Here is a 16,551-nt window from a genome sequence, read left to right as displayed (position 1 = left end):
TTTCAAGCCGGTGTTGCGACTTAGTGAGCTGCGTCTTCCTTTGGATCACGGCCCTGATGATCTCGAGCAGGCGGTTCTGCGTTGCCTGAAGATTCCACCGGCGCGTCTCCTTCACTGTGAGTTGGTGAAGCGGAGTGTGGATGCCCGTCGCCGCGACCGCATTCAGCTGATTTATTCCGTGGATGTCGCAGTGGATGGCGAAGCGACTTTGATGCGCCGAAGGCACGGCGATCGAAGACTTCGTCCGACCCCAGACACCCACTACAAATTTGTAGCGCAGGCTCCGGAATGGATTGGCGGACATTCCGAGCAGCGGCCTGTGGTGGTTGGAGCTGGCCCCTGTGGTTATTTTGCGGCTCTTCTTCTGGCTCAGATGGGGTTCCGTCCGTTGTTGCTGGAACGGGGACAGCCAGTGAAACAGCGAACGGCCGATACATTTGGATTTTGGCGCCGAACGGCTGAGTTCAATCCCGAATCCAATGCCCAGTTCGGCGAGGGTGGTGCCGGAACTTTCTCGGATGGGAAGCTATACAGCCAGGTCAGTGATCCTGACCATTACGGCTGCAAAGTTCTGGAGGAACTGGTGGCCTGTGGAGCGAATCGCGAGATTCTTACGGAGCATCGACCCCATATCGGAACCTTCAAATTGGCCACGGTGGTGAGGGGGCTGCGGGCCAAAATCGAGGCTCTCGGCGGAGAGGTTCGTTTCGGCAGTCGGGTTGATCAACTCCTGCTGGAACCCTGCAATGGTCCTCATGCTTCAGGTAAGTCCCAGCGAGTGGTTGGACTGTCCTTGTCGGATGGGAGTGCTTTGGCTTGTCGTCAGGTGGTCTTGGCTCCAGGGCATTCAGCGAGAGATAGCTTTCAGATGCTCCAGCAGGCGGGAGTTGCTCTTGAAGCCAAGCCGTTTGCGGTTGGCTTTCGCATCGAGCATCCCCAGGTTTTGGTCGATCAAGCTCGCTGGGGGCAGAACGCCGGTCATCCACTCCTCGGAGCGGCGGAATACAAGCTCGTTCACCACGCTGAAAATGGTCGCTGTGTTTACAGCTTTTGCATGTGCCCTGGCGGATTGGTGGTTGGAGCGACCTCTGAGAAGGGTCGGGTCGTCACCAACGGCATGAGCCAGCATTCACGCAATGAGCGCAATGCCAACGCCGCATTGGTTGTTCCTGTGGATGAAGACGACTTAGCGGCCTATGCCGCTTGGCCGGGGGATCCCTTGGCCGGTCTTGCTTTCCAGCGTGCGCTGGAACACAAAGCGTTTGTTCTCGGGGGGGCTGATTACAGCGCTCCGGTGCAGCGGCTCCAGGACTTCTTGGCCGGATGTCCCACAACAGAACTCGGAGCAATCGGCGCTTCTTATCAGCCTGGTGTGTCACCGAGTGATTTAGGCAGCCTTCTTCCGATGCCAATGGTGGCTGCATTGAAAGAGGCCTTGCCTCATTTTGCACGTCGCATCAAGGGATATGACCATCCCGATGCGCTGTTAACAGCAGTGGAAACACGCACATCGTCTCCCCTGCGGATTCCCCGCGACGACGACTTCGAGTCGATCAATACGGTGGGTCTGACACCGGCTGGCGAGGGGGCTGGCTACGCGGGTGGGATCCTGTCTGCAGCGATTGATGGAATTCGCGTGGCAGAGGCTGTGGGCTTGCGACTGGGTTCCTCACTTTGAGGAGTCCACGGCTTGACCAACGATTCCGCTCCACTGCACGGCTTTCACCTGATCGCGACGCCAGGAGTGGAACAGACTCGGCTCTGAAACGGTGCAGAGAGGGCAAAGACTGATCTGTTGATCTGGAACCCCGCAGTGATGCAACTGTTCACGGGCGGCAAGACGAATATCGAGGCGACACTTGTTCAGGTCTGGATCGGGAAGAAGAATGCCCAGGGATTCCATTTCGTTGAGCTGCAGAGATCGATCTGAATGGAGAGCCTGTCCTACCTGTTCTGCCACGTTGATCTGTACCTGATAGAGAGCCCCACTGACCGCTGGACCAAGGGCCACAATCAGGTGCTCCGGCTTAGCTCCTCGCGTTGCTAAACGGCGGATTGCAGCAGGAAGAATCCCACTGGCGACCCCTCGCCAGCCTGCATGACAAGCAGCTACGTGGCCGCTGGTGGGGTCTGCAAGAAGAACAGGGGTGCAATCGGCGCCGCAAACCCAGAGGCTTTGCCCACCCCGGTCGCTGACGAGACCGTCGGCATCAGGCCATGGAGAACCGATGGCTTCTCCAGCATTGAGAACTCGGTTGCCGTGAACTTGTTGGGGGCGATGGACACTGACTCCGGCAGAGAGATAGGCCGCTAAGGAATCCGGCCCGCGGTTGTGCCAAAGACGGGTGAAAAACCCATGTTCGAACCCGGCGGCCTGTATCGCGTCTGAGGTGAGGTAATAACCGCCGTAGCAGCCCACCCATGTCCAATGCTCAAGGGTGTTAAACAGGTTGTCGGGCTGGCGGAATGGATCGGCAGCAGATGTCATGGCTCTGCTTGATCCCGCAGCATCCAAAAACCTTCAAAACGCTCGGCTTCGGGAGAGGTTTGAACAGCGATGAACTGCAAACCGTTTGCGTGCTCAGAAGCCTGTGTCATGACAGCTGAAACGTGCGTGGCTTCCTCTGAACTGAGATCGCTCACGAGCCAGCAGTCATCCTGACCAGCGTCCAGGAGAAGTTGGGTGCCGATCACCTTGAGCCGAACTGGTTCAATCCCACCGAGGAGACCAGCAAGGGCTAATCCCCTGGTTTGGCTGAACAGGCGTAAGCCTGGGATGACTTGGTCATCCTTAATCGAGGTGGGAACTGGGAGCAGGCCGCGGAATCCGATCGGCCATTCGGCGGCTTCACGCAAGGCTGAAGCGGGAAGTTCGGCCCAATTCCAGGCATCACCGCGCACGGACTCAGGTAAGGGACGAGGAGGCGTGCTGACCGGTGCTGGAGGGGGAGCAAGAGGCCCTGCCATATACCCCTCTTCATTGGGGTAGAGATCCTGTTCGCGCTCAGCGATCCAATCCAACAGGGCGTAGGTTCGACGGCTTGGCACCATTTCGAGACCCAGTTCAGATGCAGCCCTCTGAACCATGGTGCGCATGGAGCTTCGCCACGAACGCAGCTTTCGAGGGACCGACCAACCTTGCTGTTCGGCGGCTGCAATGGCTTCTGTGAGAGCGCTGGTTAACCAGGTGGAATTCACACTGCCGGCTGGACAGCGTTTTTCAAAGCGAAAACTGCTGGTCGTTCCCTCGCTGGGAGAACTGATGATCAGCAACTCCCAACGTTTTTTGCCATCAGGCTCGAGGATGGGTCTGGAATAAAAATCGAGTTCCCAGTCACTTGAAAGGATCGCGCTTGAATGATCACTCGCATCGTTAGGGATCTGTTCGGCGGAGATCATCCAGCTGATTGTTCCTGTTGCTTCAGGACGTTACGAGCCCTGTTGGCTCGATCGGCTGCTTCTGCCATCACTTTGTCTTTCTCAACAAGTAATTCCCCGGGCTGTCCTTCCAGCATTGCGGTATTTAATGCGATCCGTCCGCGACCAGGATCCAACTCCGTGATCAACGCTTTCACAGCGTCGCCTTGATCGAAAATTTCACGCATCGACCGCATGCTCCCTCCGGTAATGGCGGATTGATGCAAAAGGCCGCTGATTCCTCCGAGATCCACGAACAGTCCATAGGGCTTGATGGCGGCGACATGGCCTTCCACCAGTTGTCCAATTTCTAGCTCTGAGAAACGAGCGGCAGTGGCTGCTTTCTTCTCAGAAAGGACCAATTTCCGTGTTTCAGAGTTGACCTCGAGGAAGGCCACACCCAAGGTTTTCCCCACCAAGGTTTCATGGTTTTCGCCGTCTTGCAGTTGGGAACGGGGGATGAAGCCTCGTAGTCCTTCTAGATCGCAGGTCACACCACCACGGTTGAAACCAGTGACTTTGACCTGAGAAACTCTGCCGTCTTTTTCAAGCTGCTTCACCTTGTCCCAGCTCTGACGAAGAGCGAGCGCGCGGCAGCTGATGGTGACCATGCCATCAGCATTTTGTTCGCGAGTCACCAAGACTTCAATTTCGAGCCCCTTGGGGAATCTCTCCTTCAGGTTGGTGATCACTCCGAGACCACATTCGTTCTTGGGCATAAAGCCTGGGGCCTTGCCGCCGATGTCGACGTAAACACCATCGCTTTCCATCCCGATCACGGTTCCAGTCGCCACTTCACCTGTTGTGCCAACAGGTTCATTGGCATCGAGGGCGGCTAGGAAAGCACCTTCGTCAAAATCAAAGTCGTCGACACTTCGATTGGACGTTTTGGCAGGACTTGGACTGGACTTGGAGGACTTTCCATTCGAATCGGATGGGCCGAGAAGATCGGCCATGCTCATGCCACTGAACTCATCAGTCCCAAAGCGAACATCGTCGTCGTCAACGGCCGAAGGCTTAGCCGTCGACGTTGGAGCCATGGGAGGCCTAGCCGTTGTGTTCTGAGCTCTTTGTGCAGCTTTCTCCAACTCCACAGCCCGTGCCATCGCCGCATCTGCGGCTGCTCGCGCTTCTTCGGCCTCACGATGGAGGCGGTCCTGTTCGTCTTTGCGGCTGATATGCATGACCTGCAATGGCTTGCGTGGGGGCTGCGCTGCCGGGCTTTGACCCTTGCTGTCTATGGAATGTTGGCCTTCTGATCCCGCCATGGGTCTCAATATCCTCGATCAGCCAGTCTGGCAGGAAATGGGAGGCCTGTCGGCTCATGACTGCACAAGCTCACTTGGGTGTTTCAACGACACGACGCTTGGACAGGTTGAGTTGGCCAGAAGCGGAAAAGGCCCTGCAGCAATCCCGTTCCACCGTGGTTTGGCCGATGGGCGCTTTTGAACAACATGGCCCCCATCTTCCACTTGCTACTGACGCTTTATTTTCCGAGCGGATCCTCGCTTCTGTCTTGTCAGAGCTTGCGCCAAACGCCCCGATTTGGAGCCTTCCTTCGCAGTCGATTGGGTTCTCGCCAGAGCATTCAGGCTTTCCTGGAACCTTGAGCTTGTCCTCGGGATTGTTGACCCAGCTGATCATCGAGGTGGGCACGCAATTGTGTACCCAAGGGGCTAAGCGCTTGGTGTTGTTCAACGCCCATGGGGGGCAGATCGGATTGTTGCAGTCTGCGGCGAGGGAACTGCGTGTTCAATCGCCATCCATGGCGATTCTTCCTTGCTTCCTGTGGAGTGGTGTTCCAGGTTTAGATGCGTTAATTCCTGAAGATGAGCTACGGGGCGGACTGCATGCTGCTCAGGCCGAGACAAGTTTGATGCTCGCTCTCGAGCCGGAGTTGGTGGGGGAGGCACGGCCTGTAGATGGTGACCATCGCCAGCCCTCCTCTGTCGCGACCCCCCCGCCCGGCTGGAGTCTTGAAGGGGCCGCTCCTACGGCTTGGTTAACAACTGACTTAAGTCGTAGTGGGGTGATCGGTGATTCACGCGCCGCCAGCGTTGAATGTGGTGAAGCCTTGGAATCCTGTCTAGTGCAGCATTGGGTGCACCTTTTTCAGAGTTTATTGGCGAGTGATTGGCCCCCTTCTCAACGTGTTGCGGTTGTCAACTGACCCTTTGAGCACGTCTGTTGTGGTGAACACTGGTTACAGTCGTGGACATTGCTGATAACCGGAAGAGACTCATGCCAACCCTTGACTCCACAGCAGTCGCTGTGCTCGACGATCAGCAGGGTTTGGCAGAGCTACCTGATTTCACAACCGATGCGTACAAAGATGCTTACAGCCGCATCAACGCCATCGTGATCGAAGGCGAGAAAGAAGCGCATGACAATTACCTTTCATTGGGCACGCTGATCCCTGAGCAGGCAGAGGAACTCGCCAAATTAGCGAAGATGGAAATGAAGCACATGAAGGGCTTCACCGCCTGTGCAAAAAACCTGGACGTTGTGGCTGACATGCCCTTTGCCCAAGAGTTTTTTGCTCCTTTGCATGGCAACTTCCAATCTGCTCTGAAAGAGGGGAAGGTGGTGACTTGTCTGCTCATCCAGGCCCTATTGATCGAGGCTTTCGCGATCTCGGCTTATCACATCTATATCCCTGTTGCTGACCCCTTCGCTCGCAAAATCACGGAGGGTGTTGTTAAGGATGAGTACACCCACCTGAACTATGGGCAAGAGTGGCTGAAGGCCAACTTTGAAGCAAGCCGCGACGAGTTGATGGAAGCCAATAAAATGAATCTTCCGCTCATTCGTTCCATGCTCGAGCAGGTGGCTGCTGATGCTTCTGTTCTTCACATGGAAAAAGAAGATCTGATCGAAGATTTTTTGATTGCCTATCAGGAAGCTTTGAACGAGATCGGGTTTAGCTCCCGCGATATCGCTCGCATGGCGGCAGCAGCACTGTCTGTCTAACGACGTTTTAACCCCAAGGGTGTCGCGGATGGTGGGCTTCAATTTCGCCCCTTTCCGTTCACCCTGAACCCTGCCCGTGCTTAGGTGGATGCGAAATCCATCACCTGATCGGTTGATGCGGTTCAGATTCCTGCTTTTAAGTACGACCGTCGGCAGCACATGTTTGGTCTGATCGGACATTCCACCAGTTTTGAAGCTGCTAGGCGTAAGGCTTTAGAGCTGGGTTACGATCACATTGCTGAGGGTGATCTTGAAGTTTGGTGCAGTGCACCCCCTCAATTGGTAGAGCATCTTGAAGTCACGAGCCTGACTGGAAAAACAATTGAAGGTGCTTATATCGATTCCTGCTTTGTCCCAGAGATGCTGAGCCGCTTCAAAACGGCAAGGCGCAAAGTGCTGAATGCCATGGAGCTAGCTCAGAAGAAAGGGATCAACATCACGGCTCTGGGTGGTTTTACTTCGATTATTTTCGAGAATTTCAACCTTCTGAAGCATCAAACCATTCGCAGTACAACGCTGGAATGGGAGCGATTTACGACTGGAAACACCCATACGGCATGGGTCATCAGTCGACAGGTTGAAATCAATGCTCCTTTACTTGGTATCGACCTCAGGAAGGCTCGGGTTGCGGTGGTGGGAGCAACTGGAGATATCGGAAGTGCCGTTTGTCGCTGGCTAACACAGCGCACTGGAATTAAAGAGCTGCTCATGGTCGCTCGTCAGCAACAGCCCCTGAAAGACCTGCAACAGGAATTGGGGGGCGGCCGCATTCTCAGCCTGGATGAAGCGCTCCCCGAGGCTGATGTTGTGGTCTGGGTAGCGAGCATGCCCCGCACGTTGGAAATTGATGCGGATCGCCTACAGAAACCCTGCCTAATGATCGATGGTGGCTATCCCAAAAACCTCGATTCGCGGGTGGCTGGACAAGGGGTTCATGTCCTCAAAGGAGGCATCGTTGAATTTGTATCCGATATCGGCTGGACCATGATGGAGAATGCTGAATGGCAGATGGAGAAGCCTCAGCGGCAAATGTTTGCTTGCTTTGCAGAAGCCATTCTTCTCGAATTTGAGGCTTGTCACACCAACTTCAGCTGGGGCAGGAACAACATCACCCTTGAGAAGATGGATTTCATTGGCGCTGCTTCGGTCCGTCACGGTTTCTCAACTCTCAACCTCCAGGGGCAGCTTCAGGCTGCCGCTGCCTGACGTTCACAGATCCGGTTTTCATGGCACGTCGCCCCCTGCTCGAGTTTGAAAAGCCCCTGATTGAGCTTGAACAGCAGATTGAGCAAATTCGCCAGTTAGCAAGGGACTCAGAAGTTGATGTGAGCCAGCAGTTGCTTCAGCTTGAAACCCTTGCTGCTCGCAGACGCGAAGAGATTTTTCAAAACCTGACTCCATCGCAGAAAATTCAGGTTGCTCGCCATCCCCATCGTCCGAGCACTCTGGATTTTATTCAGATGTTCTGCGATGACTGGGTTGAGCTCCATGGTGATCGACGCGGTAGCGACGATCAGGCTTTGGTGGGTGGCCTTGGTCGCATAGGTGATCGCTCGGTGGTGCTATTGGGGCATCAAAAGGGGCGTGACACGAAGGAAAACGTGGCGCGTAACTTCGGGATGGCGACCCCAGGTGGATATCGCAAGGCCCTGCGATTAATGGAGCATGCCGATCGTTTTGGTCTGCCGATTCTTGCCTTTATCGATACTCCTGGTGCTTATGCGGGCTTACTGGCCGAAGAGCAGGGGCAGGGTGAAGCAATCGCCGTCAACCTCCGTGAGATGTTCCGCCTGAGAGTGCCAATTATTGCCACGGTGATTGGGGAAGGCGGATCTGGTGGTGCTCTTGGAATTGGTGTTGCTGACCGGCTTCTGATGTTTGAGCACAGCGTTTATACGGTGGCGAGTCCTGAGGCCTGCGCCTCGATTCTCTGGCGTGATGCAGCCAAAGCACCCGAAGCGGCGGCAGCGTTGCGCATAACCGGCAAAGACTTACTCAGTCTTGGTGTGGTTGATGAGGTGCTTGCGGAACCGTCTGGGGGAAACAATTGGGCCCCCCTTGAGGCGGGCGCAACACTGCGGGAAGCTCTCGAGCGCAATCTTTCAGAGCTTTTGGCACTACCGCCTCAAGAATTGCGGGATCAGCGTTACCGAAAGTTTCGGGCGATGGGCCGATACCTCGATCCAGCCTCGTCAAATGCTGACTCAGCTTCTTAGGATTGCCAGGATCGCTGAGGCTCATTGCCCTCTGTACTAATTACCGGAGCATCTCGCGGTATTGGCCGTAGTGCTGCTCTTGCTTTCGCTGAAGCTGGGTGGGATCTCATCCTTTTATCCCGCAGCGAAGCCTCTCTTCAATCCCTTGCAACTGAATTAGCTTCGACAGGTCAGCGCATCGTGTGCGGAGCTGTTGATCTAACAAAGCCTGATGAAATTGCTCCAAGGGTGGAAGCGTTGCTCAGTCAGGGGCTTACCCCTGCTGTCTTGATCAACAACGCGGGAGCTGCGTGGACAGGAGGGCTACTTGAGATGCCCTTGGATCGCTGGAATTGGTTGATGCAGCTCAATCTCACCAGTGTGTTTCAAATGTGTGCTGCCGTGGTTCCTGCCATGCGCCCTGCGGGTGGACTGGTCATCAACATCAGTAGTCATGCTTCTCGAAATGCTTTCCCGAATTGGGGTGCGTATTGCACTGTGAAGGCAGCCTTGGCCAGCTTCACGCGTTGTCTTGCTGAAGAGGAAAGGACTCACGGGATCCGCGCCTGCACGCTCACCCTGGGTGCTGTTGATACGTCTCTTTGGGACTCGCCAACAGTCCAGAGCACCTTCGACCGGCGTGCCATGCTCCCAGCCGATCAAGTTGCTGTTACGCTTCTTCATCTTGCGCAACAACCGTCCTCGCAAATCGTTGAAGACCTCACTTTGATGCCAGCTACTGGTGCCTTCTGATAACACCCTGACATGACTTCTACTATTCCTGCTATCTCCAACGGAACATTGGCTCAACTCAACACTGGAGTCCAACCCGTTTCTCAGAGAATTCGCCAACGTCTTATTGATCAGGGTATTTCTTTCCTGGCAAATGACAACGTGGCGGCATTTATCCAAACTGGTGAGCTTGATGAACTCGAGCATGAGGTTGCTGATCGTGTCAGGGATCTTCTGCGCAGCTTGGTCATAGATATCGAAAATGATCACAACACTGCTGAGACGGCAGAACGTGTGGCTCGGATGTATCTCCGTGAGGTGTTCAAGGGTCGTTATCACGATCAACCGAAGGTTGCGAGTTTCCCAAACGTCAAGCAATTAGACGAGATTTATACCGTTGGTCCCATCAGTATTCGTTCTGCCTGCTCTCACCACCTTGTTCCGATCATGGGGAATTGCTGGATCGGAATCAAGCCTGGTGAGCGAGTCATCGGCCTCTCCAAGTTCACCCGTGTGGCTGATTGGGTGTTCTCAAGGCCTCATATTCAAGAGGAAGCGGTCATGATCCTCGCCGACGAAATTGAGCGGTTATGCGCTCCCCAAGGTTTGGGCATCATCATCAAAGCTCAGCACTACTGCATGAAATGGAGAGGTGTGCGTGAACCGCAAACCAGCATGATGAATTCAGTGGTTCGTGGAGATTTCCGTCATGACCCCAGCCTTAAGCAAGAATTCTTTGAGCTAGTGCGGCACCAGGAAGCGATGCTCAGCACCTGATTTTCAGGTCTGAGCTGAAGTGGGATCAGCGGGATTGAATAGGCGTTATTGAATGGGGCCAATCACGTTGCTGCTCACTCGCTGGACCTCTCCATCACTGGTTGCAACAACAATCACAGCCATAACTTCACCACCTCGATTGGCTTCGCTGATTCGATAGGTTTCCTCGCTTCGATCAGACACAAGTTTCCAATGACCATTCCCTTGGCGTTGGTACCAGTGAATATGAACGCTGTTGATCTGATCTCCCTGGAGATCAAACTCAGCTTTAAGGAGTTGTCCTTCTTTTGCTTCTCCGATCAGGACGAATTTTTTAAGTCCTTGGATGGTTTGTGTGATCCGCCCCTCCATCTGGACGTCGGATGAGATCTCTTGATTGAGAACGTTGATTTGTTTTTCAGGGTCTGCCGTTAACCCAGGCACGCATTGCAAACTGCCGTTTTCGAGGCGACAACCTGGAAGCATTCCTTGCGCTTGCGCTGCTGCAGGGAAAAGATTGATCCATGAGAGAAGCAATACAGATGCTGCAGCCCGATAGGCCATGGAAATCGCTTGAATTGATTGCAACTTATTGCCGAAGTGGTCCGTTGTCATGAACGGCTTGAACAAGGGCGCGAACTTTGTTGAGGTCTTTCACTCCCGGTTCCGCTTCAAGACGGCTTGAGGCGTCGAGTCCATAGGGTGAAACCACTCTGAGAAGTTCAGGGACCCATTCGGCGCTGATTCCTCCAGCCAACCACCAGACGGTGTTTGGTTTCAGCTGGTCATGCAAGTGGGTGAACCAGCTTGGGTTCAGGCGATGGCCGGTTCCACCAAGTTGATCAGGGCTCCAGGCATCGAGCAAAAGAGCGTCGAGAGGGGATTCAAAAGAGCTCAGTGAACTCAGATCTTGTTCAGTCCGGAGTCTCAGGGCTTTCCACCAGCGCACCTTGGGATGGCGCTGCTTCAGCTGGATGCAGCGCTCTGGCGTCTCCGATCCATGGAGTTGAACAATGGTTGGCGTCCCCTCTCCGTGAAGTGCGCTTGCTACGGCGTGATCGGAGGGATTGGCGACCACCCAGACCCGCTCAACGGTTGGATGCAGCTGTTCCAAATCCATAAAAATGGATCGTCGACGCGGCTCCTCGACGAAACGGGGTGTTTTGTCCACGCCGATCACTCCGATCGCCTGCACTCCCATGGCCGCGATGGAACAGGCTTGAAAAGGATCGGTGAGCCCACAGATCTTCAGCGCGATCGCCGCGTCGGACATTCGATCCAGGTGCTCGAGTGGTTCCTTTCTAGGATTGGACCACGGGCCACGGCAGTGCCCAACGGAGGAGCCCATGGGCGATGGCTGGCAGCTGATGCGGATTTGCGGCATTCCGCTTCGGATCCAACCGAGCTGGTTCATCATTTTGGGGTTGTTAACCCTTGCTTTTCAGCAACAGGCAGCGGTTCTCCCAGAAGCATCTAGTGCGCCAGTCTTGAGCTGGTTGTTGGGTTTGGCCACTGCACTCCTCCTGTTTGTTTCGCTGCTCTTGCATGAACTGGGGCATTCCCTTGTCGCGATAAGGGAAGGAGTCAAGGTGAGCAGTATCACGCTTCACTTGATTGGTGGCGTTGCGCGTATGGAACGGGAATGCTCTACCGCGATGGGTTCGTTCCGAGTGGCCGCGGCTGGTCCGGCGGTCAGCTTTATTTTGGCTGGCTTGCTTTTGGCCAGTCAGCACGCGGCAAACCATGCCAATCCTTTGCTGGGCAATCTTGTTGGTCAGCTTGGTGTTCTGAATTTGGTCCTGGCGATGTTCAACCTTTTGCCGGGACTGCCTCTCGATGGCGGCTTAATTCTTAAAGCGCTGGTGTGGCAATTCACAGGGAGCCAGCGCCGCGGTATTCAGGTGGCGACAGCCACGGGTCGATTTCTCTCACTCACAGGGATCATGCTCGGCTCCTACATCTTTCTTCGTGGTGGTGGATTGTTGGGCCTTTGGCTTGTGATGTTGGGTTGGTTCGGCATGGGAGCCTCGCGTTCCCAGTCTCAGACTCTGGCTCTGCAGCAGCTCCTGATCAACTTGCTTGTCGGACCTGCTTCCTCCAAGCGTTTCAGGGTGTTGGAAGCCGATCAAACCTTGCGCAGCCTCAGCCAAATGCGCCTGAGAGGAGCTGAGTCTGAGAGTGATCTCATGCCCGACTGGGTGCTCGTTTGTCGCTCTGGGCGCTGGATTGGATATGTCACTGATCAGCCCCTAAAGGAACTCTCCGTTCAGTACTGGGATCAACAGACCGTCGGGGAGCACATGCGACCGCTGGCTGAACTCCCTTCTCTTCAAGAGTCAGATCCACTCTGGAAAGCCGTTCTCGCACTCGAGCAAAGTGAACATGGCCGCTTACTGGTAACCGGTGCTGCTGGTCTTCCCTCCGGAACTCTCGATCGAAGTGATGTAGGCGAAGCCGTTTTGAAGGGATTGTCCCTCAAATTGCCGGCACCCCTTCTCGAAGCCTCTAGGCGCCGAAATGACTACCCCTTTGGCCTACCGCTTCTCCAGGCGGTGACCTCCATGCGGGCCTCCGGATTGTTGGATGAGACCTCAAAATCATTGACTTCATAATCGGAGGCCCGTTCCGCTACAAGCTGCTGTTCCCGACCGCTCATTGGAGTCACGCCCCAGCGGAGTCCTGGCCAAAGCTCCGCAATCGCCTCGGTCAGAGCCGCTTCAACCCTTGCCGCCGACGGTGTGGCGGACTGCCAGCAAGGTGGATCGGTTCCAAAGACCTCATGCCAAAGCTGTGGGGACGGAGCCAAGGGGATTTCACCGTGCTGAAGAAGGTGCCCCCTTTGCCAAAACTGAGCGCTGCCGATGCGTTTATGCCCGGAAGGATCCACGAGATCCGCCGTTGTGGCGCTGGCGAAGCAGTTTTGGCTTCCAGTCAGGGCAGGATCATCTCCTGGATAAAGCTCAAGGTCGAGTCGCGCTAATCCAGCGGTGATCCAAGCGTTGACCCGGCGATATGCTTCGCGTCGCTGTCGGGGTGGATCCGGCCAGATCAGGGCGTAGGTCAGGCCACCGCCATGCAGAACAGCCCCTCCACCGCTGGGGCGTCGGACCACGTTTAAGCGTCCGTTTCGTACCAAATTGAGCCAATGATTGGACCGTGGTGTCTGATGCCGCCCGAGTGACAACCAGGATCCTTCCCAGAGATAGAAGCGGAGCACGGGGCCAGGATTGTTTGTGCTTTGGCAATGCTCCAACAACAGGGCATCAAAGGCCATATGTTCTGGTCCTTGGCCGGCGAGAGCTGGGATCAGTCGGCCGAGGCGTCCGAACTCAGACCGGCAGGATGCAGGAATCGACATGGGCGCAATGGAGATTTTGGAGTGGCTGCTGGTGGTGCCTCTGGGACTACTTGCCGGGGGATTGGCCGGTCTGCTGGGCATCGGCGGTGGTCTGATCTTCGCGCCTTTGCTGCTTTGGATGGGGCTCTCACCCCATCAGGCCCTAGCGACCAGCACCTTCGCCATCGTGCCCACAGCTCTGGGCGGGACGGCTATCCATCTGCGCCACCGAGCCATTCCCTGGAAGGAAGGCTTGGTGATTGCTCTGATGGCGTTTGCAAGCGCATTGGTCTTCAGCCGGCTTGGCAGGTTTGCTGCTGGCTGGCAGCTGTTGTTGATGCAGAGCCTGATGTACTGGGTGCTGACCGTCTCGATTCGTGCCGAACAGGGCGACGGCAGGGTCGATGACTCCCTCCGTGTTCCTCTCACAGGCCTGGGGGCGGTTGGGGCTGTGGCTGGACTGGCAGGAGGTCTGCTCGGCCTGGGAGGAGGCCTGGTGATGGTGCCGCTGATGGTGCGCTGGCTGGATGTGCCGATTCGTCTGGCCATCAGGTTCAGCACTCTGGCGGTGGCGTGTTCGGCTTCGGCCGCGTCGCTTCAGTTTTTTTTCGAAGGTCGGGGTCAGCTCTCCATCGGACTGTTGCTCGGTTTGACGGCTGCGCTGGCTGCTCAGTGGAGTGCTTCACGGCTTGATTCGATCAAGCCCCAGACCTTGGCGTGGTTGCTACGGGGGCTGGCTTTGCTGCTCGCTCTCGACAGCGGTCGCCGTGCCATGCAGCTAGCGCTCCAGATGCACTGATCTGCAGAACGGATCGGATTGGTCGTCGCTTGCTCTCAGGCTGCACTCCAGGCGATCAGAGGCTGAAGGCCAAGAGCGATCACCAGGCTGACAATCACGCCGATGGACGCTTTCCAGAGATCGCTGCCGACGACCTTGCCGAGACTGCCTGCGGATCGGTTGGTGAACACGTATTCGAATTCCTGTTCTTTGATGCGCAGGGCGATTTCACGACCACCCAGCAAACCCAGGAACACCCACGTTGTGCTAAACGGGAAGCTGCTGAGAAATGCCTTGTACAGCAGGCAAAGTCCGAACATGAAGTCAATCACCGTGGCCGAACGCAGATCAGTGGTGTTGGTTTTGCTGCGAAGCACACCCTGAATCGGACCACCGCCGATGGCGACGAGCACACACAGTCCGATGCAGAGGATGGCGGTGCAGACCAGCATCGGAAATAATCCAAGCTCGCGGGGAAGGAAGACGAAAATGTTGGCGAGATCCTGCACCATGCACATGCTCCAGGCGAAGCCGGTGGAGAACCACTGAAGGCCATACCAAACCTTGTTGAAATCCTTGCCTTCCTGGGTCCGCCTGAACACCCAACGCTCCAGTAGCCACATTCCAAGGCCCCAGGCCGCCAGTCCGAGACAGAACGCCAGGACATAACCAGCCAGTGAGCTTTCTAGAAGTTTTGGGATGTTCTTGGGAGCAAATGCGGAAAGCACCAGAAAGGATGTGCTGACGGGCGCGCCCCAGGCGGTCAGCCCCAGCACTGCAATCGGAGGAATGATGTAGGCCCAGGTGAAAGTTTCAGGAGTCGGGAAGTTTGCCAGCCGTCCCCAAGCAGGGTCGCCGCCGTTGATGGACCAGCCGAGCATCAGCACGAAGATCGTGACGGTGCAGATGAAAATCATCTGCACCACCTTGGGAGTGCGTTTTTTGTTGGATGAAATGTAAGTGCCGAGTGTAGAGAGCGAATCGTTCGCCACCACTGAGTAGGCAGCTAACAAAAAGCCAATAGCCATCCAGATGTTGGCGTCCATCCATCCAATGAATTCCATCTGGTTTTAGGAAGCGTCTCGCGGTGCTGGTGCTGTTAGGGCTTGCTCTGCTGGTGATCTCCTCAAGCAGCCCTGGAGAAGAACCCCCGCCAGCATTAGGCAGCACCATTGAAATCCGGCTCTCCTCGGGGTCATCGCGCCTGGTCCAGCAGCTCCCAGAACCCTCCATCTAACTCGAATCCAAGGCTTGCCGCCATCAAGGAAAGATTGCCGCGTTGATGTCCAGGAATCCCCGCATCTGCCCCATGCTGATCTAGAAGCATCAGCCGGTGAGTGATCCAGATCTCAAGGGCCTGGGGGTCGAAACGAATGCCTTCGCTGGGGCTGAAATCGTGGGGAACCACCATCGCCACATGTTGGATCAGGCTTCCGCCTGATCGTTCCAGCACTAGGGGCAGCCAGGGGTAAACCGCATCTGCCCTGAGGGCCCAAAGACGGGGCTCTGGGCATTCGCTCAGCTCTCTGGGATCTTCGGCATCCCTTGGCCACTTGTACTGGAGCTCTAACCCTGCGCCATCCCTGAGTAGGTCTGTGAGCGGCCGCTCCATCCATGGGTTTATCGGCCTGAGATCAAGCGTCTGAATGGCAACGGCATCGATAACAACCGGTTCCGTCCGACTTTGGGCATCCATGATGGTGTGACAGGCCTTTGCGAATGATGGCTTGTAGAGGGGTTGAGGAGAAAGAATGGTGGAGCGTTATCAATCCGACATGGTCACTTCTATTACTCAAGCTGAAGTTTTGATCGCCTTAGTGGTGGCTGCCCATGCCGGTGTGTTGGCTATTCGCCTATGTGTGAGCTTGTATCGGGCGTAAACAGACGTATTGGTTGCGCGATGGGCTCTTGCAGTCTTTGTTCGCTGCGTTACAAGCGGATATGGCTAAGGCAGCTTCATCGCCAATACGACAACGATCGAGGTCATTTGATCGCTCCGCAAAGGCCCCGGTCGATGCAGGGACCCGTGCTGCCCTGATTCAAAATCAGGGTGACCGTAGAGATTTGCTCTGCAGCGGCCTGGCATTAGCCGTAAAGATTGGTTTGATCAGTCTTGGTGGGGTCAGTCTCGTTCGGCTTTCGATGGCTTACCAGGAGCGATTAGATCGCCATGGGGAGCTTGCCGCTGTTGTTGATGTAGAAACCAACAAGCTCCTGGGTCTACAGCAACGTTTTGATCGTTTGTTCACCCTCGGTGGAAGAGATCGCCTCATGGATGAACAGGATCAATGGATTGCTCCAAACCGTCTTCGCATTATCTGGCGCTGAATACCGGGCCTTTTCGATTCACCACCAACGACACTTCA

General features: G+C 55.6%; 19 protein-coding genes. 11 read left to right on the top strand and 8 right to left on the bottom strand.

Annotation, left to right across the window (positions count from 1 at the left end; all coding sequences use genetic code 11):
- Window positions 1-10: 10 nt before the first annotated feature.
- The gene (locus tag SIC18_RS12245) at window positions 11-1,678 is read left to right on the top strand and encodes an NAD(P)/FAD-dependent oxidoreductase (protein WP_413429775.1); all 1,668 of its coding nucleotides are present in this window, start codon (window positions 11-13) and stop codon (window positions 1,676-1,678) included.
- Here the strand turns inward: SIC18_RS12245 and pgeF are convergent.
- From pgeF to SIC18_RS12230, 3 genes are read right to left on the bottom strand one after another with little or no spacing between them, the layout of a single operon-like run.
- Window positions 1,670-2,488, bottom strand: a complete 819-nt coding sequence (pgeF, locus tag SIC18_RS12240; protein WP_048346909.1) for a peptidoglycan editing factor PgeF — start codon at window positions 2,486-2,488, stop codon at window positions 1,670-1,672. The two genes, SIC18_RS12245 and pgeF, sit on opposite strands and share 9 nt — an antisense overlap.
- Window positions 2,485-3,399 carry a Tab2 family RNA-binding protein gene (locus SIC18_RS12235; RefSeq protein ID WP_048346908.1) on the bottom strand — a complete coding sequence of 305 codons (915 nt, stop codon included), beginning with the start codon at window positions 3,397-3,399 and terminating at the stop codon, window positions 2,485-2,487. The genes pgeF and SIC18_RS12235 overlap by 4 nt, the downstream gene beginning before the upstream one ends.
- Window positions 3,396-4,685, bottom strand: a complete 1,290-nt coding sequence (locus SIC18_RS12230; RefSeq protein WP_048346907.1) for a S1 RNA-binding domain-containing protein — start codon at window positions 4,683-4,685, stop codon at window positions 3,396-3,398. The genes SIC18_RS12235 and SIC18_RS12230 overlap by 4 nt, the downstream gene beginning before the upstream one ends.
- Window positions 4,686-4,741: 56 nt before the next feature.
- Here SIC18_RS12230 and SIC18_RS12225 point away from each other — a divergent pair, with 56 nt between their 5' ends.
- The 6 genes from SIC18_RS12225 to folE all read left to right on the top strand — a co-directional run bounded on the left by SIC18_RS12225 (window position 4,742) and on the right by folE (window position 10,091).
- Window positions 4,742-5,587 carry a creatininase family protein gene (locus tag SIC18_RS12225; RefSeq protein WP_413429774.1) on the top strand — a complete coding sequence of 282 codons (846 nt, stop codon included), beginning with the start codon at window positions 4,742-4,744 and terminating at the stop codon, window positions 5,585-5,587.
- A gap of 71 nt (window positions 5,588-5,658) precedes the next feature.
- Window positions 5,659-6,387 (top strand): aldehyde oxygenase (deformylating), encoded by a 729-nt coding sequence (locus tag SIC18_RS12220; RefSeq protein ID WP_413429773.1) that lies wholly within the window; start codon window positions 5,659-5,661, stop codon window positions 6,385-6,387.
- A 159-nt stretch (window positions 6,388-6,546) separates the two neighbouring features.
- On the top strand, window positions 6,547-7,593 hold the full coding sequence (locus SIC18_RS12215) for a long-chain acyl-[acyl-carrier-protein] reductase (RefSeq protein WP_048346904.1): 1,047 nt from the start codon (window positions 6,547-6,549) through the stop codon (window positions 7,591-7,593).
- 20 nt (window positions 7,594-7,613) lie between these two features.
- Window positions 7,614-8,603, top strand: a complete 990-nt coding sequence (locus tag SIC18_RS12210) for an acetyl-CoA carboxylase carboxyltransferase subunit alpha (RefSeq protein WP_048346903.1) — start codon at window positions 7,614-7,616, stop codon at window positions 8,601-8,603.
- Window positions 8,604-8,627: 24 nt separating this feature from the next.
- Window positions 8,628-9,335, top strand: a complete 708-nt coding sequence (locus tag SIC18_RS12205; protein ID WP_048346902.1) for an SDR family oxidoreductase — start codon at window positions 8,628-8,630, stop codon at window positions 9,333-9,335.
- Between the two features lie 12 nt (window positions 9,336-9,347).
- Window positions 9,348-10,091: a GTP cyclohydrolase I gene (gene folE, locus SIC18_RS12200; protein WP_048346901.1), complete on the top strand. Its 744-nt coding sequence runs from the start codon at window positions 9,348-9,350 to the stop codon at window positions 10,089-10,091.
- A gap of 45 nt (window positions 10,092-10,136) precedes the next feature.
- Here folE and SIC18_RS12195 read toward each other — a convergent pair whose 3' ends face one another.
- Window positions 10,137-10,685, bottom strand: a complete 549-nt coding sequence (locus tag SIC18_RS12195; RefSeq protein WP_245407355.1) for a hypothetical protein — start codon at window positions 10,683-10,685, stop codon at window positions 10,137-10,139.
- Complete coding sequence (locus SIC18_RS12190) at window positions 10,660-11,343, bottom strand: phosphoribosylanthranilate isomerase (RefSeq protein ID WP_048346900.1); 684 nt, start codon at window positions 11,341-11,343, stop codon at window positions 10,660-10,662. Before SIC18_RS12190 ends, SIC18_RS12195 begins: the two co-directional genes overlap by 26 nt.
- A gap of 73 nt (window positions 11,344-11,416) precedes the next feature.
- On the opposite strand from SIC18_RS12190, the gene SIC18_RS12185 reads away from it, so the two are divergent.
- The gene (locus tag SIC18_RS12185; protein WP_413429772.1) at window positions 11,417-12,682 is read left to right on the top strand and encodes a site-2 protease family protein; all 1,266 of its coding nucleotides are present in this window, start codon (window positions 11,417-11,419) and stop codon (window positions 12,680-12,682) included.
- Here the strand turns inward: SIC18_RS12185 and SIC18_RS12180 are convergent.
- On the bottom strand, window positions 12,592-13,428 hold the full coding sequence (locus tag SIC18_RS12180; RefSeq protein ID WP_413429771.1) for a lipoyl protein ligase domain-containing protein: 837 nt from the start codon (window positions 13,426-13,428) through the stop codon (window positions 12,592-12,594). The two genes, SIC18_RS12185 and SIC18_RS12180, sit on opposite strands and share 91 nt — an antisense overlap.
- A gap of 7 nt (window positions 13,429-13,435) precedes the next feature.
- Here SIC18_RS12180 and SIC18_RS12175 point away from each other — a divergent pair, with 7 nt between their 5' ends.
- Window positions 13,436-14,206: a TSUP family transporter gene (locus tag SIC18_RS12175; RefSeq protein ID WP_048348252.1), complete on the top strand. Its 771-nt coding sequence runs from the start codon at window positions 13,436-13,438 to the stop codon at window positions 14,204-14,206.
- 35 nt (window positions 14,207-14,241) lie between these two features.
- Here SIC18_RS12175 and SIC18_RS12170 read toward each other — a convergent pair whose 3' ends face one another.
- Both SIC18_RS12170 and SIC18_RS12165 read right to left on the bottom strand, forming a co-directional pair.
- Window positions 14,242-15,231, bottom strand: a complete 990-nt coding sequence (locus SIC18_RS12170) for a hypothetical protein (RefSeq protein ID WP_244281953.1) — start codon at window positions 15,229-15,231, stop codon at window positions 14,242-14,244.
- Window positions 15,232-15,380: 149 nt separating this feature from the next.
- Complete coding sequence (locus SIC18_RS12165) at window positions 15,381-15,881, bottom strand: CRR6 family NdhI maturation factor (protein WP_048346896.1); 501 nt, start codon at window positions 15,879-15,881, stop codon at window positions 15,381-15,383.
- A 79-nt stretch (window positions 15,882-15,960) separates the two neighbouring features.
- Between SIC18_RS12165 and psaM the strand changes: the two genes are divergently transcribed.
- Complete coding sequence (gene psaM / locus SIC18_RS12160; protein ID WP_048348251.1) at window positions 15,961-16,065, top strand: photosystem I reaction center subunit XII; 105 nt, start codon at window positions 15,961-15,963, stop codon at window positions 16,063-16,065.
- Window positions 16,066-16,126: 61 nt separating this feature from the next.
- Complete coding sequence (locus tag SIC18_RS12155; protein WP_413430558.1) at window positions 16,127-16,513, top strand: hypothetical protein; 387 nt, start codon at window positions 16,127-16,129, stop codon at window positions 16,511-16,513.
- Window positions 16,514-16,551 lie beyond the last annotated feature (38 nt).

It is taken from the genome of Synechococcus sp. Cu2B8-bc1011 (assembly GCF_047302735.1).
Taxonomy (GTDB): domain Bacteria; phylum Cyanobacteriota; class Cyanobacteriia; order PCC-6307; family Cyanobiaceae; genus Synechococcus_C.
Note: the sequence above shows the minus strand (reverse complement) of the source record. Positions and strands in the feature narration are given on the sequence as shown.